24 protein-coding genes are annotated in these 22,662 nt (G+C 60.5%); 13 read left to right on the top strand and 11 right to left on the bottom strand.

Features of this window, described 5'->3' with window-relative positions:
* Nucleotides 1–145: 145 nt before the first annotated feature.
* A complete protein-coding gene (locus AC061P_RS04090; protein WP_449648610.1) occupies nt 146–757 on the top strand; it encodes a hypothetical protein in 612 nt (203 codons plus the stop codon).
* Here AC061P_RS04090 and AC061P_RS04085 read toward each other — a convergent pair.
* From AC061P_RS04085 to AC061P_RS04075, 3 genes are all read right to left on the bottom strand, one after another.
* Nucleotides 705–1,658, bottom strand: a complete 954-nt coding sequence (locus AC061P_RS04085; RefSeq protein WP_449648611.1) for an L-lactate dehydrogenase — start codon at nt 1,656–1,658, stop codon at nt 705–707. The genes AC061P_RS04090 and AC061P_RS04085 overlap by 53 nt on opposite strands.
* 68 nt (nt 1,659–1,726) lie before the next feature.
* Entirely contained in the window at nt 1,727–2,125 is a 399-nt protein-coding gene (locus AC061P_RS04080) for a hypothetical protein (RefSeq protein WP_449648612.1), read from the bottom strand.
* 65 nt (nt 2,126–2,190) lie between these two features.
* Nucleotides 2,191–2,928, bottom strand: a complete 738-nt coding sequence (locus AC061P_RS04075; RefSeq protein ID WP_449648613.1) for an NAD(P)-dependent oxidoreductase — start codon at nt 2,926–2,928, stop codon at nt 2,191–2,193.
* Between the two features lie 87 nt (nt 2,929–3,015).
* Between AC061P_RS04075 and AC061P_RS04070 the strand changes: the two genes are divergently transcribed.
* Nucleotides 3,016–3,720 (top strand): TetR/AcrR family transcriptional regulator, encoded by a 705-nt coding sequence (locus tag AC061P_RS04070; protein WP_480391903.1) that lies wholly within the window; start codon nt 3,016–3,018, stop codon nt 3,718–3,720.
* Here AC061P_RS04070 and AC061P_RS04065 read toward each other — a convergent pair.
* Nucleotides 3,717–4,889, bottom strand: coding sequence for a MalY/PatB family protein (locus tag AC061P_RS04065; RefSeq protein ID WP_480391902.1), 1,173 nt, complete (start codon nt 4,887–4,889; stop codon nt 3,717–3,719). The genes AC061P_RS04070 and AC061P_RS04065 overlap by 4 nt on opposite strands.
* A gap of 58 nt (nt 4,890–4,947) precedes the next feature.
* A complete protein-coding gene (locus tag AC061P_RS04060; protein WP_449648616.1) occupies nt 4,948–5,814 on the bottom strand; it encodes a PHP domain-containing protein in 867 nt (288 codons plus the stop codon).
* 33 nt (nt 5,815–5,847) lie between these two features.
* Between AC061P_RS04060 and AC061P_RS04055 the strand changes: the two genes are divergently transcribed.
* Nucleotides 5,848–6,861 (top strand): endonuclease/exonuclease/phosphatase family protein, encoded by a 1,014-nt coding sequence (locus AC061P_RS04055; RefSeq protein WP_480391901.1) that lies wholly within the window; start codon nt 5,848–5,850, stop codon nt 6,859–6,861.
* A 42-nt stretch (nt 6,862–6,903) separates the two neighbouring features.
* Nucleotides 6,904–8,382 carry an aminopeptidase P family protein gene (locus tag AC061P_RS04050; RefSeq protein ID WP_480391900.1) on the top strand — a complete coding sequence of 493 codons (1,479 nt, stop codon included), beginning with the start codon at nt 6,904–6,906 and terminating at the stop codon, nt 8,380–8,382.
* Nucleotides 8,383–8,444: 62 nt separating this feature from the next.
* On the opposite strand, the gene AC061P_RS04045 is transcribed toward AC061P_RS04050, so the two are convergent.
* Nucleotides 8,445–9,023, bottom strand: coding sequence for a YflT domain-containing protein (locus AC061P_RS04045; RefSeq protein ID WP_480391899.1), 579 nt, complete (start codon nt 9,021–9,023; stop codon nt 8,445–8,447).
* 36 nt (nt 9,024–9,059) lie between these two features.
* On the opposite strand from AC061P_RS04045, the gene AC061P_RS04040 reads away from it, so the two are divergent.
* From AC061P_RS04040 to AC061P_RS04020, 5 genes are all read left to right on the top strand, one after another.
* The gene (locus AC061P_RS04040) at nt 9,060–10,391 is read left to right on the top strand and encodes a magnesium transporter MgtE N-terminal domain-containing protein (protein ID WP_449648620.1); all 1,332 of its coding nucleotides are present in this window, start codon (nt 9,060–9,062) and stop codon (nt 10,389–10,391) included.
* Nucleotides 10,378–10,914 carry a DUF1003 domain-containing protein gene (locus AC061P_RS04035; protein WP_480391898.1) on the top strand — a complete coding sequence of 179 codons (537 nt, stop codon included), beginning with the start codon at nt 10,378–10,380 and terminating at the stop codon, nt 10,912–10,914. The genes AC061P_RS04040 and AC061P_RS04035 overlap by 14 nt, the downstream gene beginning before the upstream one ends.
* Nucleotides 10,911–12,074 carry a P-loop NTPase gene (locus AC061P_RS04030; protein ID WP_480391897.1) on the top strand — a complete coding sequence of 388 codons (1,164 nt, stop codon included), beginning with the start codon at nt 10,911–10,913 and terminating at the stop codon, nt 12,072–12,074. Before AC061P_RS04035 ends, AC061P_RS04030 begins: the two co-directional genes overlap by 4 nt.
* 94 nt (nt 12,075–12,168) lie before the next feature.
* Entirely contained in the window at nt 12,169–12,651 is a 483-nt protein-coding gene (locus tag AC061P_RS04025; RefSeq protein ID WP_449648623.1) for a DUF2975 domain-containing protein, read from the top strand.
* Nucleotides 12,651–12,872, top strand: coding sequence for a helix-turn-helix domain-containing protein (locus AC061P_RS04020; RefSeq protein ID WP_449648624.1), 222 nt, complete (start codon nt 12,651–12,653; stop codon nt 12,870–12,872). The genes AC061P_RS04025 and AC061P_RS04020 overlap by 1 nt, the downstream gene beginning before the upstream one ends.
* Before the next feature lie 101 nt (nt 12,873–12,973).
* Here AC061P_RS04020 and AC061P_RS04015 read toward each other — a convergent pair whose 3' ends face one another.
* The gene (locus AC061P_RS04015) at nt 12,974–13,096 is read right to left on the bottom strand and encodes a hypothetical protein (protein ID WP_449648625.1); all 123 of its coding nucleotides are present in this window, start codon (nt 13,094–13,096) and stop codon (nt 12,974–12,976) included.
* A 71-nt stretch (nt 13,097–13,167) separates the two neighbouring features.
* Between AC061P_RS04015 and AC061P_RS04010 the strand changes: the two genes are divergently transcribed.
* Nucleotides 13,168–14,112 carry a LysR family transcriptional regulator gene (locus AC061P_RS04010; protein WP_449648626.1) on the top strand — a complete coding sequence of 315 codons (945 nt, stop codon included), beginning with the start codon at nt 13,168–13,170 and terminating at the stop codon, nt 14,110–14,112.
* Between the two features lie 14 nt (nt 14,113–14,126).
* Here the strand turns inward: AC061P_RS04010 and AC061P_RS04005 are convergent, their stop codons facing one another.
* Nucleotides 14,127–15,617, bottom strand: a complete 1,491-nt coding sequence (locus AC061P_RS04005) for a pyridoxal phosphate-dependent decarboxylase family protein (RefSeq protein WP_449648627.1) — start codon at nt 15,615–15,617, stop codon at nt 14,127–14,129.
* Nucleotides 15,614–17,002 (bottom strand): MFS transporter, encoded by a 1,389-nt coding sequence (locus AC061P_RS04000; RefSeq protein ID WP_480391896.1) that lies wholly within the window; start codon nt 17,000–17,002, stop codon nt 15,614–15,616. Before AC061P_RS04000 ends, AC061P_RS04005 begins: the two co-directional genes overlap by 4 nt.
* 60 nt (nt 17,003–17,062) lie before the next feature.
* Here AC061P_RS04000 and AC061P_RS03995 point away from each other — a divergent pair, with 60 nt between their 5' ends.
* On the top strand, nt 17,063–18,625 hold the full coding sequence (locus AC061P_RS03995) for a succinic semialdehyde dehydrogenase (RefSeq protein ID WP_449648629.1): 1,563 nt from the start codon (nt 17,063–17,065) through the stop codon (nt 18,623–18,625).
* Here AC061P_RS03995 and AC061P_RS03990 read toward each other — a convergent pair.
* Nucleotides 18,622–19,005, bottom strand: a complete 384-nt coding sequence (locus tag AC061P_RS03990; RefSeq protein WP_449648630.1) for a sec-independent translocase — start codon at nt 19,003–19,005, stop codon at nt 18,622–18,624. The genes AC061P_RS03995 and AC061P_RS03990 overlap by 4 nt on opposite strands.
* 62 nt (nt 19,006–19,067) lie before the next feature.
* On the opposite strand from AC061P_RS03990, the gene AC061P_RS03985 reads away from it, so the two are divergent.
* On the top strand, nt 19,068–19,700 hold the full coding sequence (locus tag AC061P_RS03985) for an O-methyltransferase (RefSeq protein WP_449648631.1): 633 nt from the start codon (nt 19,068–19,070) through the stop codon (nt 19,698–19,700).
* Between the two features lie 99 nt (nt 19,701–19,799).
* Entirely contained in the window at nt 19,800–22,310 is a 2,511-nt protein-coding gene (gene uvrA / locus AC061P_RS03980) for an excinuclease ABC subunit UvrA (RefSeq protein ID WP_480391895.1), read from the top strand.
* 107 nt (nt 22,311–22,417) lie between these two features.
* Here uvrA and AC061P_RS03975 read toward each other — a convergent pair whose 3' ends face one another.
* On the bottom strand, nt 22,418–22,591 hold the full coding sequence (locus AC061P_RS03975) for a DUF3117 domain-containing protein (protein ID WP_009774258.1): 174 nt from the start codon (nt 22,589–22,591) through the stop codon (nt 22,418–22,420).
* Nucleotides 22,592–22,662: the final 71 nt, after the last annotated feature.

Genomic DNA, 22,662 nt, shown 5'->3' with positions numbered 1-22,662 from the left:
ACAGGCGCACAATAGAAAAAAGTTCCTCAGCGCACGGTAGCCAAGGAGGAGAACTATGCCGGTGCAACAGAAGAACGCTTCACCAGACTTCATGCCCGTTCTTTCGGCCGGACGTCACCGAAACCCACGCCGGGGTGGATGTTTCATGGAGTTCGCCTCATACCTTGCCGGAGAAAAGTGGAGCGACCATCCGCCATGCACCCATCCGGCACTCGCCCTGTTAGCGCGAATGGTCAATGACTGCACCTCTGACCGCGAGCGTTCAGAACTGGCCGAACTCATCCCTTCGGTGATCGGAGTGACCAGCGCGGACCCTCGCATACAGCTCCGCATCGCGCTTCGCGCCGCAACTATGGCGCTCCCCGTCGCCAGCGAGGGGCGTCAACGGGCACTGGCAGTGGGAATCATCTCAACGCAGGCACGATTGGCTGAGCTCGAACCCTTCCTCGGGGCTACGCTCGCCAGCGATGTTGCTTCCGCGTTTGCGCAAGCACCGGCAGCCGAAAAGTGGGCGAAAAAGTTCAGTGCTCAGTACCGCGTTGAGGGGCACGGTCGTGCCGTTACGTGCATGACAGACTCCATCATCCGCACAGCTGTGGTTGGCATCGCTGAAGGCTGCTCGCCCCGAGCAGACCAGCGAATGCGGCAACTGCTCCGGAGCGCAATCGAAGATTGTCGCGCCATCGTCGATGGCAACGCCACCCCTACTGTCGTAGCGAGTCGGCTACCCGTCGGAGCCCGGTCGCGGACTCGGTGAGCAGTCGCAGCTCGTTCTCGCTAAACGTTGTCTCCTTGATCGGCGTTACGCCAGAAGCGCTCACGATGCATGGCACCGAGAGGGCAACACCACTGAGCCCGTGGAAATCGGTGAGCACTGGCGCGACCGGCATGACGGAACGCTTGTCTCCCAGGATCGCCTCGACGATGTGAGCCGAAGACAAGCCGATCGCGTAGTTCGTCGCACCCTTGCCTTCGATCACCTTGTAGGCGGCATCGCGGACGCCGATGGCAATGTCGTCGAGTTCCTCCTGCGTCATACGCGGGTGACCTTCGCACTCCCATTCAAGAACCGGGACCCCGCCGATCGTTGCCCGGGACCACAGCGGAAACTCCGAGTCTCCATGCTCTCCAATGATTGACGCGTGAACGCTGGATGGCGAGACCCCGGCACGCTCGGCGAGCTTCCACCGCAGTCGCGAAGTATCGAGCACGGTTCCCGACGCAAAAATGCGCTCAGGCGGGAGACCAGACTGTTCTTGGGCAAGCACCGTAAGAACATCACACGGGTTCGTGACGATGACATAGATCGCGTTCGGAGCTACCTCGATCAGCTGGGGAATGATAGTGCCGAGCATCCGAGCATTGACATCGGCAAGCTCAAGTCGAGTCTGGCCCGGGTTCTGCTTCGCACCAGCCGTGATGACAACAACGTGCGAGCCTGCCGCCACCGAAATGTCGCTTCCGCCGATGATCTGGCTCGACCCTGTGAACTGGGTGCCGTGGGCGAGGTCGAGTACTTCGGCATCCACCTTCTTGGTCGCTATGTCGTAGAGCGCAATCTGCCGAGCGGATCCCCGGATCAGGGCCGCGTAAGCAGCACTCGCGCCGACGCTGCCGGCGCCCACGATGGTCAGTTTGGAGTTCTCGACAACGCTCATGCGATCAGTGTGGCACGCAGCGCTCTCGGTCGCCTCACGAAGTTCGTGAAGGCGTTGACGTGGGCGCGCTACTCGAACGAAGGGGGAAGGAGATTGTAGACAACAGCGATGCCCGCCAGGAGCGCATACAAAAGTGCAATGACACGGAATTGCAGACTCCGTCTGGTCAACTTCTGGGCCGGTCCGTCGATCATTTCGGGTTCGCTTGACTTCGCCCGACGCGATAACACCAGAGCAGTTGCGAACAGCAACGCAGTCGTTCCCGCGAGCATGACAGGCCAGTACCAAAGGAGGAATATGAGGAGCCATGATCCTGAGGGGCCCTCGATGCGCTCCTGCTGAACAGCGATCATATAGAGCAGGCCCATAACCGGGCTTAGATACAGAAAGAGAATTGCAATCGCTGGAATGGTGGCGACAACGCACAGCAAGAAATAGCCAGCTATCTTTCTGAGCGCATGTTGCATAATGCGATCATGACAGATAATCACCCTTTCCGAGCTTTCCGCCCGCGCGAGGTTAGCGGCTGCAGCTATGCGTGCGCGGACGAAGCGTGTGCCACGGCGGATTCGCTGCGGCATCCGACGATTGCTGGCGCTTGGCCGATGAGGGCGTCATTGGTGATCGCCTCCACCATGAAGAGGGCAAAGTCGGTTCGGCGTGTGAGGTTGCTCTCGAGAATGGGGTCTCCAATGGCAGAACTCCACACTGGCAGTCCCTCACTCTCGCCTTCCTCAAGGTCGCTCCCGCGCACGAGCGTCCAGCGGGTGTCGCTCGCGAAGATGCGTTCGGCTGCACGAGACTGGTCGGCGATGTCGACAGCGCGCACCAGCTTGGCGAGCCAGGATGCGATGGCAACGGTCGCGAGGAACTTACGCGAGTAGACGTCGTTTGCGCTCGCACGCACGTGCCAGCCACACGAGAAGATCAGGCGAGCATCTGGTTGCGCAAAGTCGAGCACGGCTTGCGCTGTGCGGGATGAATAGTCGCGCACACCCCACGGCGCGAGCACGGTAAGCACGGCGCTACAACCTGCTACGGCGCGTTCGATAACGCTGCGATCAGAGGTCTCACCAGCAATCACGGTGATGCGGTTGCCGAAGTGGTCGAGTTTCGCCACGCTCTTCTGGCGACACACTCCAACGACCTCATAGCCGCGATCGAGTGCGTGGGCGGCCAGATATTGACCGAGCTTTCCGGAGATTCCGACGATGCACACCCGCTTGCGTGCTGGTGGCGGTGTTGGACGGCTACTGGCTGACGTGCTCATGGTGATCCTCTCAAATTGACCTTACGTCGTAAGTTAACCTTACGCAGTAAGATAGTCAATACCCCCAAACCGACCAGGAGAATTCGCGTGGCAGACACGAATCGAGCACGACCAACCAAGAAACGCACGCCCATCACGCGTCAGGCCGTTCTCCTCGCCGCCCTAGAGCTCGCCGACGCTGAAGGCTCCGAGGCCCTCACGATGCGTAAACTCGCGGATCGTCTCGGCGTCGAAGCGATGTCGATCTACTATCACGTGCCCAATAAAGAGGCGATCCTCACGGGCCTCGTCGACCTCGTCTTTGCCGAAATTGCGTTGCCAACCAGTGAGAACGGCTGGCGCGCTGCGATGCATGACCGCGCACTCTCGGCCCGAGACGCTCTCGTTCGCCACCGCTGGGCAATCGGCCTCATGGACTCGCGTCGAGATCCTGGGCTCGCCACTCTTCGCCACCACGACGCCGTCATCGGTGTGCTCCGCGCCGGTGGATTCTCCATCGCCGGCACCGCACACGCCTTCTCCGCTCTCGACAGCTACATTTACGGCTTCGTCATGCAAGAGCTCAGCCTGCCATTCGACACCTCAGAAGAACTCACCGAAGTTGCCGAAGCCATCGTCACCGAGATGCCCGCCGGTGAATTTCCGCACCTGACGGAGATGGCCGTCGGACACGCATTGCTCCCCGGCTACAGCTACTCCAACGAATTTGAGGTCGGTCTCGACCTCATCCTTGATTCGCTCTCACAACGCCTACCCCTCCCTGGCTGGGGCGAGGAAGCCACCAGCCGCTAGGCAGTCATTGCCGCAGCAAGCTGCGCGATAATGCGCTCGAGAATCGGGCGAGACGTCGCCAGGTTTACCCGGATATGGCCAGCGCCAACAGCACCATAGCCCACGCCACCATTGACTCGGATGCCCGCCTTCTCGGCCAGCATTTCCGCAAGTTCTGACTCATCCGAGTAGGCGCGCAAATCAAGCCACGCCAAATAGGTGCCCTGCATGGGAGCCATGCGAGCCTCAGGCAACAGCTCAGCGAGCGCCGCCCGAGCGTACTCAATGTTGCCCTCAATGTACTCGCGCACCTCGAGCAGCCACGGCTCACCACGAAGGTAGGCGGCCGTGTTGAGCTTCATCCCTGGCGTGCTGGCGCCGTGCGTCGCGAGCCAGCTCAGCGACGCCCACTGCGCGCGGTCGGCGTCATTGCTAAGGATGATCTGCGCACACTTGAGCCCGGGCAGATTGAAAGCCTTCGACGTACTGGTAGCGGTGATCGCGGCACGCGCACCGGCATCCGACACACTCGCCAGAGGCACGTGCTTGTTGCCGAAGAGGGCGAGGGGCGAGTGAATCTCGTCGCTGAAAATGCGCGCACCGTGGGCGTCGGCAACCGCGGCGAGCGCCACCAGTTCGTCGCGGGAGTACACCTTGCCGGTGGGGTTGCCGGGATTGGCGAGAATCAGCAGGTTAGCGCCGTCGGCGAAGTGGCTGGCGATGTCGTCGAGGTCGAGAGCAAAGCTGCCATCGTCGCCACGCACCATGGGCGACTCGATGACTTCGCGGCCGAAGTCCCTCGGCACAGCCAGGAACGGCATGTAGGCGGGAGTCGGCACGATGACCGCGGCTCCTGGCGCACTGAACTTCGTAATGGCAAGTTCGAGCCCCTTGAGTACGTCAGGGAGAGGGTGCACGTCAGCAGCATCGAGCTCCCAGCCGTACTGCTCACGGTGCCACTTGGCTGTTGCCGCGTTCATTTCGAGCGCGACCGACTCGTCCGGGTAGCCGAAGCCGAAACGATCGGCGATAGCCGCCCACTCGTCGAGCACTGCTGGGGCTGTGCCGAAGTCCATCTCAGCAACTCCAGCGCACAGCAGCTCACCTTCGGGCGCGGTCCACTTGTTGCTTCCCCTGCTGCGGAGGAGTTCGGGGGTGAGGGCATTCCACTGTTCGGCGTTGCTGGTCATGGCGTCTCCTGCTCAAGGGTGAATTCGGTAAATGACAATGGATACGGCTGGCTCGTCGCTACGAGCCGGCGGCAGCGATGAACGGCTTCGAGCCGGTCGCGCGCGCAATGAGTTTCTCGAGAACGTCAGGTTCAGTGGTGTTCTCGGCTAGTCGGTTGGGCTTTCCCTCACCGTGGTAGTCGCTGGAGCCGGTGATTTCGAGCCCAAACTTTTTGACGACCGTGAGCAACCACGCTTTGCCCTCTTCTGAGTTATCGCGGTGGTACACCTCAAGCCCAAACAACCCATTGTCAACGAGATCGCGGATGACCGAGTCATCCATTGACCGGTATTTTCCGTGGGCGGCCGGATGCGCGAGCACGGGCACTCCCCCGGCAGCGACGATCATCTTCACTCCCTCGAGCGGACTCGGGGCGTAATACTTCTCGTAGTAGCCCCCTTGCCAGTGCAGGATGCTCTCAAAGGCAGCGCTGCGATTGGCAACGTGCCCTTTGCGAACGAGCGCGTCGGCAATATGCGGGCGACCAAGAGTGGTTCCATCGGATGACTCGGCGAGCACGTCATCCCACGTCAGGTCATAGTCCCGAGAGATCTTCTCGACGATGCGCTCGGCTCTGCGCAGGCGTCCATCCCGAATGCGTGCTGTTTCGGTGATGATCGTGCGGTCGAGGGGGTCGAAGAGGTAGGCAAGAACGTGCACACTTGCTGGGCCATAGTTGGTACTCAACTCCATGCCCGGTATTACGTTGATTCCCGCCGTCGTGGCTGCGGCGATCGCCTCCTGCCACCCCGCCGTTGAATCGTGGTCAGTGAGCGCGACAGTGCCGAGCCCAGCTCTCTTGGCGGACCGAATCAGCTGGGTGGGGGTTTCGGTGCCGTCAGACACCGCACTGTGAGTGTGCAGGTCGATCGGTGTGTTGCGCATTGTGCAAGCCTATTGCTCTAGGCTCGGGTCGCTATGTTTCCACGCATCCTTTCGGCGGTCTTTATCGTCGCCATCGCCGCCGCCCTCGTCGTCGCGGCCTGGCCTCAGCTGTTTTCCCTCGAACAGACTGCGATTATCGCGCAGGTAGTTTCCCTGCGCGGACTCGCTGCCGCCGTTGCCTTTGTTGCTGTTCTGGGGCTGACATTGATCTCCCTTCTGTCGGTTCGACTGCACCGCTTCACTGCATCCCTCGCCGTCGTTGCTCTCGCCTTCAGCACACTCAGTCTTGTTGTACTTGCGACGCGCGGTTTCGGTAGCCCGGGATTCGAGACCAAAGCCGAAGGCGATGTCACCGTACTTTCATGGAACACTCTCGGCGATGCGCCCGGTGCTGCCACAATCGCCGAACTGGCACTCGCTAATGATGCGGATGTGGTGACCCTTCCGGAAACTACCCGCGAGCTTGGCATCGAAATCGCCCAATTGATGTCAGCGGCCAACCACCCCATGTGGGTTCACACGCTCGCCTATGACGAGATCTCAAAATCCCGCTCAACAACAATTCTGATTAGCGTCGATTTGGGCGAATACGACGTTGACCTTTCTACCCGCACCACGTCGACACTCCCCAGCGTGGTCGCGGTACCGCAAGACGGCGACGGCCCGACGTTCATTGCGGTGCACGCTGTTGCGCCGATCAGCGGCGAAATGGCCAATTGGCGCAGTGACCTCGACTGGCTGGCAGAGCAATGTCGTGCGAGCAATGTCATTCTGGCTGGCGACTTCAACTCAACAATTGACCACTATGCCTCGCTCACCGACGGCGCCGACTTTGCGCTCGGTAGCTGCACAGATGCCGCATCCGTGACCGACAATGCGGCGATTGGCACCTGGCCAACACAACTTCCTGCGCTGCTCGGAGCACCCATCGACCACGTCATGGCTTCGAGCGAGTGGACAGTTATCGGGATGCGCGTCGTCGAATCGAATGACGGCGATGGCAGCGACCATCGGCCCGTTCTCGCCACCCTCTCGTCAACCCGATAGTCCAATAGTGCCTTTTGGGGCACTAGGGGCGACACTAGATGTATGGCAGATTCATCAGTACCCACGCCCCGTGCGACCTCTAACCGCTCGACGACTCCCCAGTCTTCGGGATTCGCTGACTACATCTCTTCTGGATGGGCCGAGCGAGAAGAGATCGATGTCACCCCCCGCGATCAGGCAGCCTTTGCTGCAGACCGACGGGCACGACTTTCCGCACTCCACACCGGCAAGCGACTGATCATTCCGGCCGGTGCCGCGAAGGTTCGCTCCAATGACACCGACTACCCGTTCCGCGCCCACAGCACCTTTGCCCACCTCACCGGATGGGGCTCAGACGCCGTTGCCGGCAGCGTGCTCGTAATGGAGCCGACGGATGCCGGACACACCGCAACCCTGTACTTCCGACCAGCCGCAGGCCGAGACACCAACGAGTTCTATGCCAACCCGGATGTCGGAGAATTCTGGACCGGCCCCCGCCCGTCACTCGGTAACGTCGCTAGCGATCTCGGCATCCAGACCTTGCCTCTGACCGACTTTGAGGCGGTGCTCGACCTTGTCGACTCCTCCACGCTCATTGTGCGCGATGGCGACCGCGACGTCACCGATCAGGTTGATGGTCGTCGTCTCTTGACCGCCGATTCTGAAGCGCTCGAGCACGATGGCGATAATGACCTGAGCCGTGATCTGAGCGAACTTCGTCTCGTGAAGGATGCGTTTGAGGTTGAAGAGATGCGCGCCGCGGTCAATGCCACCCAGCAGGGCTTCGACGATGTCATTGCTGATCTTCCCAACATTGTGGAGCACGCTCGTGGTGAGCGTCTCGTCGAGGGAACGTTCAATCGTCGCGCTCGTGCCGAAGGCAACACTGTTGGCTACGACACGATCGCTGCCTCTGGGCCGCACGCGTGCATCTTGCACTGGACCCGCAACGACGGCCCGGTGAAGCCAGGTGACCTCATTCTTATCGATGCCGGTATCGAGCTCGACAGCTACTACACGGCGGATATCACGCGCACACTGCCGATCAGCGGAACCTTCACCGAGATTCAGCGTCGCGTGTACAACGCGGTGCTCGAAGCGGCAGATGCCGCCTTTGCGATCGTTCGCCCCGGAATCAAGTTCCGCGAAATCCATGCCGAAGCAATGCGGGTAATCGCTGAGAAGACCGCAGAGTGGGGCCTGCTGCCCGTTTCTGCTGAAGAATCGATGCTGCCAGACAACCAGTTCCACCGCCGCTACATGGTGCACGGCACCAGTCACCACCTCGGCATCGACGTGCACGACTGCGCAGCTGCCCGACGCGACATGTACCTCGATGGCGTGCTTGAGCCCGGGATGGTCTTCACGATCGAGCCTGGCCTCTACTTCCAGCCTGATGACCTCACCGTTCCCGAGGAGTACCGCGGGATCGGTGTGCGCATCGAAGACGACATCCTCGTGACAGAAGATGGCGCCGAAAATCTGTCGGTCAACATCCCACGCAGTGCGGATGCTGTCGAAGCGTGGATCGCACGCTCCTAGCGCTGACGGCGCGCGTCAGCGAGAGTGTGGCGCGCGCCTAGCTAGTAGCGGTCAGGTGCTTGCTAATTGGCTGACTGGTCGGAGTCGTTACTACCGGCGCGTTCTGATGGGCTCGGCACGTGAGGGGCGGCGTGCACGCCAAGTTGCCCACCAGCCGAAGTGCCGAGAATGCCGTGAGCTTTGGCTGCGAGGTCGGGCGAGATGATGATCTCGTAGCGATCAGCAATGAGTTGCGATGTTGCGGCGTAGTCGCGACGTTTGCGCATCATCGCGTAGTTGACGACTCCGAAAATCATTCCGATGCCAGCACCGGTCAGAATGGCGGCGAAGAAGATCCCTACCTGCTGGGGTGTTACCGGCGCCAGAATCGTCGTGATCAGCCCAAAGAAGAGACCAAGCCACGCGCCAGTCGTTGCCCCGGCAAGAGCTGAGCGACCGTAGCTCAATCGGACGGTGACGACCTCGACTGTTGTGAGGTCGCGGCCGACGATGGCGACGCCTTTGATGTCGAATTCGGCCTTGGCGAGGGTGTTGATTACGGATTGCGCGTCGGTATAGCTTTCGTAGCTGCCGAGAACGTTTCCGCGCGGCACGCTCGACTGTTGCCGCGCACGGCGGGAGAATCCACTGAAGTTACTCATCAGTTCATTGTCCCATGCAAGGGTATGGTTTTAGTTGTGAGCAACTCAAGAGTATTCGTCGCCCGATTGGTGGGCTGCTCGGTCTTCGATCCCAACGGAGACCGCGTTGGCAAGGTTCGCGATGTTCTCGTCGTCGAACGCGCTGATGCGAGCCCGCGCGTTGTGGGCATGATTGCCGAAGTCCCCGGCAAACGCCACGTTTTTCTCTCCATTGGCCGCGTTACGAGCATCGGTTCTGGACAAATCATCACGACGGGTCTGCTCAACTTGCGTCGCTTTGAACAGCGCGGTGGCGAGATTCGTGTCATGGCTGAACTGCTCGGTCGTCGAGTGGGTATGCGCGACGGTTCCGGTGAAGCTCAAATTGAAGATGTTGCGATTGAAGAAGTCGACATCGGCGAATGGGAAGTTAGTCAACTCTTCCTCCGTCGCCCCAAAACTACTGGCGCTCCCCTTTTTGCAAAGGGAGCGACTGATTTCGCTTCGTGGGACGAAATAAAGCAAGACACTCATAAGGGCGAAGCGCAGTCAGCAACCCAACTTGTCGCCAGCTTCTCTGATCTGCTTCCGGCCGACCTTGCCAATGCCATGCTCGAGTTGCCCGAGCAACGCATGATGGAAGTTGCCGGCGAGCTTTCTGATGATCGTCTCGCCGATGTGCTCGAAGAGATGCCCGAGAAAGAGCAGGTGGATCTGCTCAACAAGCTCGATGATGATCGCGCCGCCGATGTGCTCGATCAGATGCAACCGGATGACGCGGCCGACCTCATCGCCCACCTCACTGACGAGCGCGGCGAAATTCTTCTTGATCTCATGGAGCCAGAAGAGGCCGAAGACGTTCGCTTTCTGCTGAGCTACGACTCCGATACTGCTGGCGGTCTCATGACCACCGAACCGATCATTGTGTCTGCTGACGCGACCGTCGCTGAGGGTCTTGCTCTCATCCGTCGTCATGAGCTGGCGCCAGCTCTTGGTGCTGCTATTTGCGTAACCTTGCCACCCTACGAACCGCCAACAGGGCGGCTGCTCGGGATGGTTCACTTTCAGCGGATGCTGCGCTACCCACCAAACGAGCGCCTCGGCGCGTTGATTGACCAGTCGCTTGAGCCCGTGCGCTCGTCGACGACGGCGGCGGAAGTTTCGCGCATCCTCGCCAGTTATGACCTGGTTTCGGTTCCCGTGGTTGATGACAACCACCGACTACTCGGGGTGGTGACCATTGATGACGTGCTTGATCATCTGCTTCCCGATGATTGGCGAAGTACCACCGACGAGTCTGCAAGTTTCGACGACACTTCTACTCGACCGCTAACCATCGTTCAGCAGAAAGCAATTCGCGCAGGGAGGGCACCACGTGGCACCAGCTAAGCGGTCACTACGATCACAGCGCAATGACTTGCGCCTTGATACTCCCAAGGGTCTTCGCAGCGGTTTTGGAATGTTCCAGAGTCGCGACCGCATGGGGCGCTATTCCGAAGCGTTTGCTCGAGGGATGGGCACGCCGTGGTTCCTTGTCGGCCTCTCCGCCTTCGTCGGCGTCTGGTTGATTTACAACACCAGCGCCCCCATCGGTGCCCAGTTCGACCCCCGATCGACAAACTTCACGCTGTTGACCCTCATCCTGTCGCTGCAAGCGTCGTATGCGGCTCCCATGATCCTGCTCGCCCAGAACCGGCAAGATGACCGTGACCGGGTTCAGATTGAGCAAGACCGCCAGCGGGCCGAACGCAACCTCAATGACACTGAATACCTTGCTCGCGAAGTGGTTGCTTTGCGTTTAGCGATGACCGATCTGGCGAGCAAAGATTTCATTCGAGCCGAGCTTCGCTCTCTGCTCGAAGAGCTCGAGAAAGATCCCGAGGCCGACGACGAAGCATCGGCTTCTTCGTGACTCCTCACGACGCTGCGGGCTCGGTTGACAGTTCAGCGCCAAGCAATCCCCTCGAGACTGCGGTGCTCGCCTCGCTGAGGTCGGTGATTGATCCCGAGATTCGTCGGCCGGTGACAGAACTCGACATGATCTCGGGCGTCTCGGTCGATGACGCTGGTGCGGCATCCGTCGGTCTCACTTTGACGATTGTCGGATGCCCGGCCGCGACTTCCATCGAACGTGACGTTCGCGAGGCTACCGAACGTGTGCCCGGCATCACGGCGGTCACTGTTGACGTGTCGATCATGTCGCGCGGCCAACGCGATGCTCTCACCGAAAAGCTGCGCAAAGGGCGCCCGAAGACGATGCAGTTTGGGCCTGACTCACTGACGCAGATTGTTGCCGTGACGAGCGGCAAGGGTGGCGTTGGCAAGTCAACGCTCACCGCCAATCTCGCAGTTTCGCTCGCACAAAGCGGACTGAGAGTCGGCGTGATCGACGCTGATGTTTTCGGCTTCTCGATTCCGGGTCTGCTTGGGCTCCAGGGCGCGAAACCTACTCAGGTCGGCGACATGATTTTGCCGCCCGTTGCGTACGACGTGAAGGTCATTTCGATCGGAATGTTTGTTGAAGAGAACACGGCTGTGTCGTGGCGCGGTCCGATGCTGCACCGCACGATTCAGCAGTTCTTGACCGATGTGTTCTTCGGCGACCTCGATATTTTACTGCTCGATCTTCCGCCAGGCACTGGCGACGTGGCGATCTCACTCGGGCAGTTGTTGCCCCACTCCGATGTGGTTGTCGTGACGACGCCGCAGTCTGCGGCCGCCGATGTTGCTGAGCGCAGCGGCCTCGTCGCCCGACAAACCGGTCAACGCGTGATCGGCGTCATCGAAAACATGGCGGGCCTCCCCCAGCCTGACGGCAGCGTGCTCGAACTCTTTGGCTCTGGTGGTGGGGCGGATGCCGCAGCCAAGCTTTCTACGCCAGACGAGCCCGTCACGGTGCTGGCCTCGATCCCGCTCAGCATTGCCCTGCGCGAGGGCGGCGATTCCGGGGTTCCCGTGGTGATCGCGGCTCCCGAGGATCCGGCGGCCCAAGCGATTCGCACCCTCGCCACCACTCTCCGTTCGCTCAAGCGCAGCGTTGCTGGCCGCAAGTTGGGGCTGAGCCCGCGCTAACGGCCACGTTCGCCCTGGCGCATCCGGGTGCCATCCAGCCACTGCTCCAGCATTTTCTATTGACTTTCAATAGATATCCATCGATTATCGATCTATGGAACTTTCTTTGCTACGACCTTCGCTCGGAGCAGCAATAGCCACGTGGATCGCACTTGGTGTGCTCGCGGTCGCGGTAGCGGCGAGTTGCATCGCGCTAATGCCGCTGTCGCGCATAGCCGCGACCGAATACCCGGAATTCGAGGATCTTCGGATTCCGCTGCTCACTCTAGGCCTCGCATTCGGATTCTGCGTCGAGGTGATTCTCGCCTCCACCGCTGTTCTAGTTGGCTTCATTCGGCAAGATCACATCTTCAATCCCGACGCAGCCCGATTGGTAAATCTGCTCATCGTGAGTGTGGTAGTTGCCACCATCACGGCGGGGGCAACCCTCGCTTTCATACCGGGCCCACCGCTACTGGCATTGGCAGTAGTCGCCAGCGTTCTGGTTGGAGTGACACTCTTTTTCGTTTTGCTGGTGCTGAAATCCCTGCTAAAACGAGCTGTGCTGATGAGAACTGAACTCGACGAGGTCGTCTAGTGGCGATCCGCATTCTGATCGACCGCCTGCGTGTCGAGCGCGGCATGTCAGTCGGCGAGTTCGCGGAAGCGGTCGGTATCACTCCAGCGAATGTCGCCGTACTCAAAAACGGGCGAGCTCGTGCTGTGCGATTTTCCACCCTAGATGCGATATGCCGCGTTCTCGAATGTCAGCCTGGAGACATCCTTGTGTGGGACGACGACGAGCACGTGGATCCCTAGCGCCCGCTATATCCGCCAACGCCACGTCACGACTTGGCAGTTAACGCAAAAACACCACAGCATGAGTTGCTGTGGTGTTGCGTAAACCGGCTGGCGGTTGGCTACGGCATGGTGTTGTAGCGACGGGTGGGCACGCGACGGTATCCGTCGGTTGCTACGGCGCGCAGGGTTGCGATGATGCCGAGTGCGGACAGTGCCCCAATGATGATCAGTTCGAAGTTCATGTCTATATTCCATCAAGCTTGATCATTTAGAACAAGATGATCTTTCTTACCTAACCTTGTAGAGTAACTACATGGAAATCAGGCGCCTCGAACTGCTACGTGAGCTCGCTGACCGCGGCAGCATTACGGCGGTCGCTAAAGCCACGATGCGCACGCCGTCGGCTGTTTCGCAGCAGCTAAAAATTCTGGAACGGGAGGCCGGCATCCCCCTCACTGAACGAGTCGGTAGAGGCATCGTTTTGACGTCGGCCGGGCGTGCGCTTGCCCAAACTGCTACGGATGTGGCTACCGCGATCGAAAAAGCTGAAGCTCTCTGGAATGACTTTCGAGAGTCACCTCGAGGCGAAGTCACAATGACAATCTTCCCGACCGGTGGCGAAATGCTGCTGCCCGGGCTCTTCCATTCGATCAATCGCCTCGCCGGCCTCACCCTGCACTGCAATGACCAAGACTCGGTCCTTGAGGATGTCGCGAACCTCACCGCTGACTACGACGTCGTTGTGTCCGATTCTCCGCACGTGCTCCCAGCGTGGACCGAGCGCGGGCTCGCCGTTGTTCCTCTGATGCGTGAGTCTCTGGATGTCGCCCTCCCTGAAGACCACCCCCTCGGTCGGAAGGCCGCGCTCACACCAGCGGACCTGATCGATGAAACCTGGATCGGCGTGCCCTCTGGGCTTCCATTCGATCGAATCCTTCGCCGCATCGAGGCGGCAAACGGTGCTCCGGCAAAAGTTGCCCAACGTCTGACAGATAACAGCATCGTCGAAGCCGTCGTCGCGGCAGGGCACGGGATTGCGATCTTGCCGCGCTTCACCACCCGAGACCGCGAAAATGGCCTCATCACTAGACCCCTCAAGGGAGTCCCGTCGTCGCGCCTCATTTCTGCATTGCTGCGACCTGACCGCGCCGAACGTCCCTCAGTGCGTGCGGTCGTCAAGGCTCTCGTGGATGAGGCGACACGCTTCGAACGCGAGCACACCGTCGAGCCCGATGTCGGCAACGCGCAATCTGGCTAGAGCCAGTCCAGAGCTCAGCTGGTTGGCTCCACCAGTCGCGCCAACAATTCAGTGAGCAACCGCTCAGTGAGAGGTGCAGGCAAAGCGCCGATCAGCGCCAACAGGGGCGCCATGCGCTCCGGGAGTCCATCTTGTGCCCCTGCGAGTCCGATCGTCGCAAGCAGCTGCGCCGCGGCCTCTGACGTGAGCACAGGGGCATCCGGAGCCGCCAACGCGGCGCGTACCTCAGCGGGTAACGCCGCGAGCGCCATCTCGGCAGACACCGCGGGAATCCCTCGAACCTCGTCAGCCGCCGTGCGTAGTGCGGCGCTTAACTCGTCGAGCACGCTTTCCGTCACCGGTGTGATCGTGAGGTGCGTTGTCGCTGGCAGCGTGCTGCCATCGCTTTGTACAAGCGACGGTTGCAGTTGAAGCAAGAAACCATGCATTCTCACTTGATCGGCCCAGTGGTGCGCGTCAACACGGCGATCGGCAGCAACACTCTCATCGGATGCCACAGCGAGCAACGGACCAACCGGGTCGCCAATAACACGCAGTCCATCAATCCCGTCGACAACGTCGCGCAGTGCTCGGGTTGAGCGCGCACACGACTCCGAGAGTTCAGCGAGACCGCTCGTTCCCAGCGCCTGGATGATCGCCCACGCCGCGGCTAACGGACCGGCAGATTTCGATCCCAAAATTGTGGGGTTCACGATGGGGTATCCCGGCCACCGGGTCGTCGCGAAGTACTGGGCGCGCTGGCGGTCTCGCCCGCGCTGCAACAGCACAGACGCTCCCTTGGGGGCGTATCCGAACTTGTGAAGATCTGCGCTGATACTGGTGACACCGGGCACGGTAAAGTTCCACGGCTCAACGCCCTCCCAGAATGGGAGCACCCAGCCTCCGATGCACGCATCGACGTGACACGCGATACCGTGCTCGGCCGCCGCAGCAGCAACCTCAACCACCGGATCCATCGCTGCGTGGGCATAGCTCGGTGCCGACACGACAACGATCGCGACATCGTCACCGAATCGGTCAATCAAATCTTGGGCGGCAACCACACCGTCAAGGCCGACGGGCACGAGATCCAGTTCGAGCCCAAAGTAATGAGCTGCCTTCTGGAACGCCGCATGAACCGTCACGGGCGCCAGCAAGCGTGGCGTACCCGTTCGCGCCGAATCCCCAGCACCGCGCCACACGTCGCGCGCGGTCTTGACCGCCAGAAGACAACTTTCGGTACCTCCCGTTGTTACCGTGCCAACGACATCCTCATCACCGCCAAGCAAGTCACGAGCAAACCCCAGAACTTCACGTTCCATTACCGCGACAGAAGTGAATGTTGTCGGGTCGAGACCGTTTACCGGCTGCACAGCGCGAATCGCGCTCGCGGCAAGCTCGTCGAGCTCGGCTAATCCTGAGTCGTAGACATAGGAGAGCACTCGCCCACCGTGAGTGGGAGCATCCGCGCTTCGCAGTTCTTTGAGACGATTCAGTATGTCGGCGGGTTCGTGGTCGAAATTCACTGGTTCTCCTGATCGCGATTGGCGCTAGCGGTCGCACCAGTTTCGGTGTCGGCCTGATCGATGTCGTGACGGCGCAATGGGTAACGCCGGAAGGTCAGCACAGAAAGTCCGATGATCACCGCGGGCACAACGCTGAAGCTGATGATGATGCCGGCGATCGCCGAGGCGGGTTGAACCACGGTTTGGTTCGCGACCGATTCGAGGTAGCCGGATGCCGCGAGCACAATCGTGAGAACCGTTGCGCCGAGCGCCATGCCGGTGGTTTCGCCAGCGGTCCAGACTCCCCCGAAGGTGCCTGCCGAGGCGATCTTGTGGCGTCGAGAGTCGTGGGAGATCACGTCGGGCAGCATTGACATGGGCAGCGCCTGCATTCCGGCGTAGCCGGCGCCGGCGAGCGCGACGGGGGCGTAGATCCAGGCGCCTGGCCACCACAGTTGCGGCACGATGAGCAGGGCACCAATTCCGTAGCAGGCTGATGCCCACACAAAGGCGCGCTCTTTGCCGATGCGGCGAGAGATAGCAGCCCACACGGGGGCTAGGAGCAGTGCGGGCCCAATGAGTGACACAAAGAGTAGCGTCACTTCGGTCCTCAGCACCTTGTCTGCGACGTATTGCGCGCCTGCAAGCATAATTCCTGTTGCAAGCGCCTGCAGCAGGAAGGTCAGCAGTAGCGCGCGAAAGGGTTGACTGCGTTTAAGTGCGGCTAACCCCGCGCTATAGGTGTCAGCGATCGACACCGTCGGCGCGACCACGGTGAGTCCTGTGGGGGCTGAGAACGACGAGATGATGAGCGAGATTCCCATGAGAGCAGCCGCCGATACGGCCATGATGAGATACCCAAGTCGTTCATCCGCGAAAGAATCACGAATTGCTGGTGCACCGGCGCCGAAGAGCAGAATCGCAATCGTCAGCACAACAACACGGGTCGCCAGCAGCCGAGTTCGTCCGTCATAGCTGCTCGTCAGTTCCGCAGGCAAAGCGATGTACGGCACCTGAAACATGCTGAACGCTGTCGCAGCAGCGATGAACGCGACAAGAACCCACAGGCCAGAGGCCAGAGGGCCAATGCCTGCGGGAACCGAAAATGTCAGAACGAAAAGTATCGGAAGAAGAATCGCGCCCGCCAGCATGACTCTGCGCCGGGTGCCCCGATGGGCAAGACTGCGGTCGCTTCTGGCTCCGATCACCGGATCGATCAGTACGTCCCACACCTTGGCAACCGTCACCAAAATTCCGGCGGCGATCGCAGCAATTCCGAGGGTGTCGGTCAGGTAGTACACCAGCACAAGTCCAGGCAGGGCAGCGAAACCCCCTGTACCGAGGGAACCAATGGCGTAGGTAGCGATTGTGCTTCGGGTAAGAGCTCGCGGCGCAGCGGTCGTCATCTTCGTCAGCCTAGCGCTTTGCAAAGGCGAAATTGGGCTACTCGGTCGTAGTGTTGAGGCATGTCGCCACACACCGTTGCCGCGCTGCTTGGGGTTCGCCGTCGCGATGCCCTCGTTGCTCAGTTGAGTTGCACAACCGCACACACCGCCACCGTAATCGCGCCGTTTACCGGGCAGCGGCTACACGAGTTGCCACAGAGTTCCGTCGATGATGTTCGGGATGCCGCAGCATCCGCTCGGGTGGCCCAGCTGGCGTGGCACGCCGCCGGTTTTGCCCACCGTCGCCGTGTGCTTTTGCGCGCCCACGACCTCCTCCTTGAGCGACGCGAAGAGTTGCTTGATCTGCTACAAACTGAGACTGGCAAGACTCGTGGCCAAGCCTTCGAGGAAATCTTTCAGGCCGCATCCGTCACTCGCTACTACGCGGTGTCAGCGAAACGTGTGCTCGCCAGCACACGCCGGAGATCAAGCATCCCGTTGGTGCTGAGCACTCGAGTTAGTTACCGCCCCAAGCAACTCGTCGGCATCATCACGCCGTGGAATTACCCGATCGCTCTCGGGGCTATGGATGTTGTTCCCGCGCTCGCCGCCGGAAGCGCCGTCATCCAGAAGATCGACAACCAGGGCGCCCTCGCGATGCTTGCTACTCGGGAGGCCTACATCGACGCGGGAGTGCCAGCGGAATTGTGGCCCATAGCCGCTGGCCCCGGCAACGAAGTGGGCAACGCGGTAGTCGACGCGTGTGATTACGTATGCTTCACCGGGTCAACACCGACGGGAACGAGCGTCGGCGCGAGAGCTGCAGGCCGACTCATCGGGGCTTCGCTCGAACTCGGTGGCAAGAACCCCCTACTCGTGCTCGCGGATGCCGATCCAGCTACAGCAGCAGCGGACGCGGTCTATGCGTGCTTCGCCTCGATGGGCCAACTGTGTGTCTCCATCGAACGCATCTATGTGCACGAGTCGATCGCCGAAGAGTTCACCCGCGAGCTTGCTACCCGAGTGACGTACCTCAACCAGACTGCGGCACTCGACTACAGCGGTGACGTCGGATCCCTCACCTCGGCAGCCCAGCTTGAGCGCGTTCAGAAACACGTTGACGATGCGTTAGCAAAGGGCGCCGTCGTGCATGCGGGAGGGTATGCGCGACCCGAGATCGGACCATACTTTTTCGCTCCAACGGTGCTCGGCAACGTCACTCCGGAGATGGAATGCTACGCAAACGAAACGTTCGGGCCCGTCGTAGCAATCGCCGCGGTTGCGAGCGATACGGAAGCTATTGACCGAGCCAACGATTCCGAATTTGGCCTGAACGCCGCTATCTTCAGTGGCTCGGTCACCCATGCCAGACGGCTAGCTGACCGCCTCGATGCGGGAAGCGTGAATATCAACGAAGGCTATCGAGGCAGCTTTTCTAGCGTTGATGCACCCATGGGTGGCATGAAGAGCTCAGGGCTTGGTCGCCGCAATGGGCCAGAAGGCATCTTGCGGTTCGTGCAATCGCGCACAGTTTCGCAATCGAACGGGATTCTGCAATTGCCGCGTACTGGCGCAGAATTCGCGGCGCTGGCTGGCATCATGATCACGCTGCTGAGCGCGCTGAAGCTCTTGCGACGACGCTAGGTGGCTTCGTTGTCGAACGGCGCTTTCTCCCCGGAAGGGAGTTCGCTCTTGCTCTTGGCGAGAGCAGCCTGACGTTCTGCATAGGCCGCTGACCGCGGGGGCCGCACCGTCACCGGCGGAGTGTCATCGTCGAGAAGCGCGTCACGGATGATGCGGCGCGGGTCATACTGGCGCGGATCAAGTTGCTTCCAGTCGATCTCGTCGAAGTCGGGGCCCATCTCTTCGCGCATGCGATCTTTCGCACCATTGGCCATGTCTCGCAGCGAGCGGACGAGGCGAGCAAGCTGAGACGCGTAGTACGGCAAGCGTTCTGGCCCAAGCAAAAAGACAGCGATAAGCCCAATGATGAGCAGCTTGTCGAAACTGAGACCGAAGGACACCCGTTTAGCTTACCGGCGGCAACGCTCGCTGCGTCTACAGTTGAGGCAGCGATAGGAGCAATGTGTCAGACAAGCAGTTGAGCTGGAAGTACGCCGAGGAGTTCGTTGTCGAACGCCCAGAGATCGCTGCGGCGCGCGTACATTCCAGTGAACTCGGCATTGAAGCTGTTTCGCCAGCAGTGGGAGCGCAATTAGCGATACTCGCTGCCGCAACCAGCGCCAAGAGCATCATCGAAGTTGGCACCGGCGTTGGCATCAGTGGACTTTGGATGCTCGCCGGTAGCCCAACAGCGCTACTCACAACCATCGACTCTGAACTTGATCACCAGCAGGTAGCGCGCGCCGTCTTCGCGGAGGCCAATATTCCCGCGAATCGGGTTCGCCAGATTGGCGGAAAGGCCTCTGAAGTACTGCCGCGCATGAACGAGTCAAGTTATGACCTCGTCTTCATCGATGCGGACCCTCAATCAGTCATCGAGTATGTCGAACACGGACTTCGACTCGTCAGACCGGGCGGCGTCGTTGCTGTCGCTCATGCTCTGTGGCGTGACCGGGTCGCTGACCCTGCTCAACGTGATGCCAACGTGTCGAACTTCCGGTCGCTGCTTAAAGAGATCTCTCAGTCTGAGGCGGTAATCAGTTCACTCATTCCCGTCGGTGACGGTCTGCTGCAGCTCACCAAGCTGAGCGACTAACAACGCACTACCTCGCTTCGAAGTCGGCACGCGGCGCTGTGCCGTTAGCCCTATACCGCGGTTAGCTCACTCTCAGCCCGGGTACGTAGTGTTGAGACAATGACACTGAACGATGTGGATGGCTGGGTACAGGTGCGGGGTGCTCGTGAGCACAATCTCCGCAACATCGACGTCGACATCCCTCGAGACTCATTAGTGGTTTTCACCGGAGTCTCTGGCTCAGGAAAGTCTTCGCTCGCCTTTGGCACTCTCTACGCGGAAGCCCAAAGACGCTACTTTGAATCGGTAGCGCCTTATGCTCGCCGCTTACTCAATCAAGTGGGCGCTCCCGACGTGGGTGAGATTTCGGGATTACCACCGGCTGTGGCACTCCAGCAACGCCGCGGTGCCCCAAGTTCACGATCAAGCGTTGGCACCATCACGACTCTGTCGAATTTGCTGCGCATGTTGTATTCCCGCGCTGGCAACTATCCCGCGGGCATCGACCATCTTTCGGCCGAAGCATTCTCCCCAAACACTGTCGCCGGCGCGTGCCCTCGCTGCCACGGTCTCGGCGTTGTGCATGACGTCACGGAAGAGCTTCTCGTTCCCGATACGTCCCTCAGCATCCGCAATGGTGCCATTGCGGCGTGGCCAGGGGCGTGGCAGGGCGCGAACCTGCGCAGCATCGTTACCGGTCTCGGAATCGATATCGAGAAGCCGTGGCGGTCACTGACTCGCGCAGATCGGGACTGGTTGCTGTACACAGAAGAACAACCATCCGTGCTGGTGAAGCCCGAGCGAGACCGGGTTGACTTCGGCTACTACGGCAAATTCTGGAGTGCACGCAAGCACATCATGAACGTGCTGGCACAGTCACAGAGCCAGCGGATGCGCGACCGCGCGTTGCGCTTCGTGCAGAGCATGGGCTGCCCCGACTGCGCCGGTAGTGGGCTCCAGCCAAACGCGCGGGCAGTCACGTTCGCTGGCCTCAGCATCGCCGAGATGAATGCCGTGCCGTTGGCCGACCTCGCCGTTCAGTTGCGTCAGGGAATCGAAGCATCCGGTGCGCCACAGGCGACTGACTCGACCGCACCGCACGACCCCAACGAGGTAGCCGCTCGTATTGGTAACGACATCATTGCCCGCGTTGAGGTCCTGCTGGATCTCGGCCTCGGCTATCTCAGTCTCGGACGAAATTCCACCACGCTCTCCCCCGGTGAATCTCAACGACTACGCATTGCGACCCAACTGCGTTCCGGCCTCTTCGGCGTAATCTACGTTCTCGATGAACCCTCCGCGGGATTGCACCCTGCCGATGCGCAACCGCTACTCGATGTACTCGACCGGTTGAAGGCATCCGGCAACTCGCTCTTCGTAGTCGAACACGATCTCGACGTCATCCGTCGCGCCGATTGGGTGATCGACATCGGTCCCCGAGCGGGCGAAGGCGGCGGAGAACTCGTGTACTCGGGGCCCGTCGCTGGGCTGCAGGACATTGACGAGTCCATAACGGGCCACTATCTCTTTCCGCGGGCCGAAGCTCCCGCTCATACAATCCGTGAGGCTCATTCGTGGTTGCGCCTGCGGGGCGCCTCGCTCCACAACCTTCGGGATGTCTCGGTGGACATTCCGCTCGGCGTCATGACCACGGTGACCGGCGTTTCAGGGTCAGGCAAGTCGACTCTCGTCACTCAGGTGCTCGCGAGCGTCGTGCGCAACTATCTCGGTACGGCACCGGATGATGCAGACGACGCACAGCTGCAGGTGGAAGTGGATGCCGCCACTGGCGTCGAAGCGTTCAGTCGCCTCGTGCTTGTTGACCAGCGCCCCATCGGGCGAACACCGCGATCGAATCTCGCCACCTACACCGGAATGTTCGATGTCGTGCGCAAACTCTTCGCAGCAACGGATGCGGCGAAAGCACGCGGATTTAGCGCAAGCCGTTTCTCGTTTAACGTTGTTGGCGGCCGCTGCGAGACCTGCCAGGGCGAAGGATTCGTCTCGGTCGAGTTGCTCTTTCTGCCCGGTACTTACGCGCCGTGCCAAACCTGCCACGGTGCGCGCTACAACGCGGAAACGCTTGAGGTCGAATATCACGGAGAGTCGATTGCGTCAGTGTTGAAGATGACCGTCGACACAGCAGCAGAATTCTTCGCCGACGTGCCATCGGCCTCCCGCAGTCTCGAGACGCTTCGGGATGTCGGGCTTGGCTATCTTCGACTCGGACAGCCAGCCACGGAGCTCAGCGGTGGCGAGGCGCAACGCATCAAGTTGGCGACCGAACTGCAGCGCGCTCATCGCGGACACGCGCTTTTCTTGCTCGACGAGCCAACCTCTGGCCTCCACCCCGCGGATGTGCGGCTACTGCTCGAACAATTGCAGCGTCTTGTAGACGCCGGAAACACTGTGGTGCTCGTAGAACACGATCAAGCCGCCATCACAGCAAGTGACTGGGTCATCGATTTGGGGCCCCGCGGTGGCGATGCAGGCGGCCAGATTGTGGCGGAGGGTACGCCAAACGACATTGCGCAGGGCACCGGAGCGACCGCGGTGCACCTGGCGGCCTGGATCGCTCAGCAGCAGGCGGCAACGAGCGCACCTCAGCAATCAGCGACTGCACGCCCGTAGAACCACGAAAGCGCCAACCGGAACCCGGCTGGCGCTTTCGTTGAAACTAAATGCTCGGGAAAGATTGCGGAAGATTCCGCACAATCACTGGCACTGAGTGGAGCTACCTAGACGGAAGCTACAACACCCGCAAGTGCGTCGTGCAGTTCTTTAGCTTCGTCATCGTTCACAGAAACAACGAGACGACCGCCGCCTTCGAGAGGTACTCGAACAATAATGAGTCGACCCTCTTTGACAGCCTCCATCGGCCCGTCACCGGTCCTCGGCTTCATGGCTGCCATAGCTAGTCCCCTTTCATCGGTACTTAGTTCTATTATCCCGCATAGATCGCCGATACTGAAACTCTGTCGGC

This window comes from Rhodoglobus sp. G.S.4 (genome assembly GCF_056619605.1).
The sequence above is the reverse complement of the archived record's forward strand: the minus strand, read 5'-3'. Positions and strand labels throughout refer to the sequence as shown.

Coding starts and splice junctions, on each gene's coding strand:
- AC061P_RS04090 (WP_449648610.1), top strand. CDS start 146: ATGGAGTTCGCCTCATACCTTGCCGGAGAAAAGTGGAGCGACCATCCG.
- AC061P_RS04085 (WP_449648611.1), bottom strand. CDS start 1,658: ATGAGCGTTGTCGAGAACTCCAAACTGACCATCGTGGGCGCCGGCAGC.
- AC061P_RS04080 (WP_449648612.1), bottom strand. CDS start 2,125: ATGCAACATGCGCTCAGAAAGATAGCTGGCTATTTCTTGCTGTGCGTT.
- AC061P_RS04075 (WP_449648613.1), bottom strand. CDS start 2,928: ATGAGCACGTCAGCCAGTAGCCGTCCAACACCGCCACCAGCACGCAAG.
- AC061P_RS04065 (WP_480391902.1), bottom strand. CDS start 4,889: ATGACCAGCAACGCCGAACAGTGGAATGCCCTCACCCCCGAACTCCTC.
- AC061P_RS04060 (WP_449648616.1), bottom strand. CDS start 5,814: ATGCGCAACACACCGATCGACCTGCACACTCACAGTGCGGTGTCTGAC.
- AC061P_RS04055 (WP_480391901.1), top strand. CDS start 5,848: ATGTTTCCACGCATCCTTTCGGCGGTCTTTATCGTCGCCATCGCCGCC.
- AC061P_RS04050 (WP_480391900.1), top strand. CDS start 6,904: ATGGCAGATTCATCAGTACCCACGCCCCGTGCGACCTCTAACCGCTCG.
- AC061P_RS04045 (WP_480391899.1), bottom strand. CDS start 9,023: ATGAGTAACTTCAGTGGATTCTCCCGCCGTGCGCGGCAACAGTCGAGC.
- AC061P_RS04025 (WP_449648623.1), top strand. CDS start 12,169: ATGGAACTTTCTTTGCTACGACCTTCGCTCGGAGCAGCAATAGCCACG.
- AC061P_RS04015 (WP_449648625.1), bottom strand. CDS start 13,096: ATGAACTTCGAACTGATCATCATTGGGGCACTGTCCGCACTCGGCATC.
- AC061P_RS04010 (WP_449648626.1), top strand. CDS start 13,168: ATGGAAATCAGGCGCCTCGAACTGCTACGTGAGCTCGCTGACCGCGGC.
- AC061P_RS04000 (WP_480391896.1), bottom strand. CDS start 17,002: ATGACGACCGCTGCGCCGCGAGCTCTTACCCGAAGCACAATCGCTACC.
- AC061P_RS03995 (WP_449648629.1), top strand. CDS start 17,063: ATGTCGCCACACACCGTTGCCGCGCTGCTTGGGGTTCGCCGTCGCGAT.
- uvrA (WP_480391895.1), top strand. CDS start 19,800: ATGACACTGAACGATGTGGATGGCTGGGTACAGGTGCGGGGTGCTCGT.
- AC061P_RS03975 (WP_009774258.1), bottom strand. CDS start 22,591: ATGGCAGCCATGAAGCCGAGGACCGGTGACGGGCCGATGGAGGCTGTC.